The organism is Variovorax sp. Soil_C_17, from assembly GCF_057657265.1.
This window is the reverse complement of sequence record NZ_JBDGIT010000037.1, coordinates 1-2338: the sequence shown is the minus strand read 5'-3', so window position 1 is coordinate 2338 and position 2338 is coordinate 1. Positions and strand designations below refer to the sequence as shown.

The window sequence follows — 2338 nt, the reverse complement described above, 5'->3', positions numbered from 1 at the left end:
TAGGGATGGTGCGGCCCGCGATCGTAGTCGGCGCGCGCCACCTGCGCGAGCTTGCGCCCGTGCTGCATCACGACGATCTCGTCGCACACCGCGCGCACGGTGTGCAGGTCGTGGCTGATGAACAGGTAGGAGACGCCGAGCTCGCGCCGCAGCTCGGCCATCAGGTCCAGCACCGCCGCGCCGACGACCGTGTCCAGCGCCGAGGTCACCTCGTCGCACAGGATCAGGTCCGGCTCGGCCGCCAGCGCGCGCGCCAGGTTGACGCGCTGCTTCTGCCCGCCCGACAGGCCCCCCGGCAGGCGCCCGGCGACGGCCTGCGGCAGCTTCACCAGGTCCAGCAGCTCGCGGATGCGCTGGCGCAGCGGCTCGCCGCGCAGCCCCTTGTAGAACTGCAGCGGCCGCGCCAGGATGCGCTCGATGGTCTGCGAGGGGTTCAGCGCCGTGTCGGCCATCTGGAACACGATCTGGATGCGGCGCAGCGCCTCCTTGTCGCGCCGTGCGAGCGTCGGCGCGAGCGCGTGCCGGTCGAACACGATGCTGCCCTGGCACGGGCTCAGCAGGCCGGCCACGGCGCGCGCCAGCGTGGTCTTGCCCGAGCCCGACTCGCCGATCACGCCGATGGCCTGCCCGCGGTGGAGTTTGAGGTTGATGTCCTCCAGGATCAGATTGGCCGGGCGGCCCTTGGCATCGAGCGGCCCATAGCCGGCCGAGAGCTGCCGGACCTCCAGCAGCAGCGAGGTCTCGCCCGCGACGGGGCCGCTGGCCCGCGGCGCGGGCCGCGCGGCGGCCAGCAGGCTCTTGGTGTAGTCGTGCGCCGGCGCCGCAAGGATCTGCCCGGTGGAATTCACCTCGCGCATCTTGCCGTCGCGCAGCACCAGGATGTGGTCCGCCATCTGCGCCACCACGGCCAGGTCGTGGCTCACGTACACCGCGGTGGCGCGGCGCTCGCGCACCACGCGGCGGAAGGCGCGCAGCACCTCGATCTGCGTGGTCACGTCCAGCGCGGTGGTCGGCTCGTCCAGGATCACCAGGTCGGGGTCGCCGATCAGCGCCATGGCCGCCATCAGCCGCTGCAGCTGGCCGCCGGAGACCTGGTGCGGATAGCGCTCGCCGATGGTCTCGGGATCGGGCAGCGCCAGCTCGCGAAACAGCTGCACCGCCTTGGCCTCGGCCTCGGAGCGCTTGCACAGGCGGTGGATGACGGTCGGCTCGACCACCTGGTCCATGATCGTGCGCGAGGGGTTGAAGGAGGCGGCCGCGCTCTGCGCGATGTAGGCGACGGTGCGCCCGCGCAGCGCGCGCTGCTGCGCGGCATCCAGCGCCAGCACGTCGATCTCGCCGATCTGCACCCGGCCGGCCGAGATGCGGCAGCCGTGGCGCGCATAGCCCATCAGCGCCAGCGCGGTGGTGGTCTTGCCCGAGCCCGACTCGCCGATCAGCGCCAGCACCTCGCCGGGCTGCACGCTGAAGCCGAGGTTGTCCACCAGCGTGTTGGCGCCGGCCGTGATGCTCAGGTTCTGGACCTTCAGGGGGGCGCCCATCAGCGTGCTCCTCGTTCGCGGGCGGTGCGGCCCGGCAGGTTGTCGATGACGAGGTTGACCGAGATGGTCAGGCTCGCGATGGCCAGCGCCGGCACGATCACCGAGGCGCCGCCCATGGCCAGCGCCCCGATGTTCTCGCGCACCAGCGAGCCCCAGTCGGCCGCCGGCGGCTGGATGCCCAGGCCCAGGAAGCTCAGGCTCGCCAGCAGCAGCACGACGTAGACGAAGCGCAGGCCCAGGTCGGCCAGCATGGGGCCGATGATGTTGGGCAGGATCTCGCGCAGCATGATGTACAGCGTGCCCTCGCCGCGCGTGCGCGCCACGGTCACGTAGTCCAGCGCATTGATGTTGACGGCCAGCGAGCGCGCCATGCGGTAGGCGCCCGGCACGTAGATGATGCCGGCGGTGACGACCAGCATGGGCACCGAGGAGCCGAAGCCCGCCACCATGATGAGGGCGAACATCTTGCTCGGGATGGCCGTGAGGGTGTCCAGGCCGCGGCTGAGCACGGCGTCGATCCAGCGGCCGCTGGCCGCCGCCAGCAGCGCCAGGGTGATGCCGGTGCCGCTGGCCAGCAGCGTGGCGAGCAAGGCGACGCCGACCGTGTAGCGCGCACCGTCGATGAGCAGCGCCACCATGTCGCGCCCGAGGTAGTCGGTGCCCAGCCAGTGCCGGGCACTGATCGGCGCGAAGACGTTCGAGGTGCCCATGGCGGCCGAACTGTGCGAGAGCAGCCAGGGGCCGAACAGGGCCGCGAGCATCCAGAACAGCAGCACCGACAGGCCGAGCAGGCCGGA

At 71.8% G+C, this 2338-nt stretch carries 2 protein-coding genes; both read right to left on the bottom strand.

Features of this window, described 5'->3' with window-relative positions; translation table 11 throughout:
• On the bottom strand, positions 1-1541 hold a 1541-nt coding region (locus AC3A6Y_RS34905), incomplete at its 3' end, for an ABC transporter ATP-binding protein (RefSeq protein ID WP_487872777.1).
• Positions 1541-2338, bottom strand: a 798-nt coding sequence (locus AC3A6Y_RS34900) for an ABC transporter permease (protein WP_487872776.1), incomplete at its 5' end; no start/stop codon positions are given. The genes AC3A6Y_RS34900 and AC3A6Y_RS34905, both read right to left, overlap by 1 nt.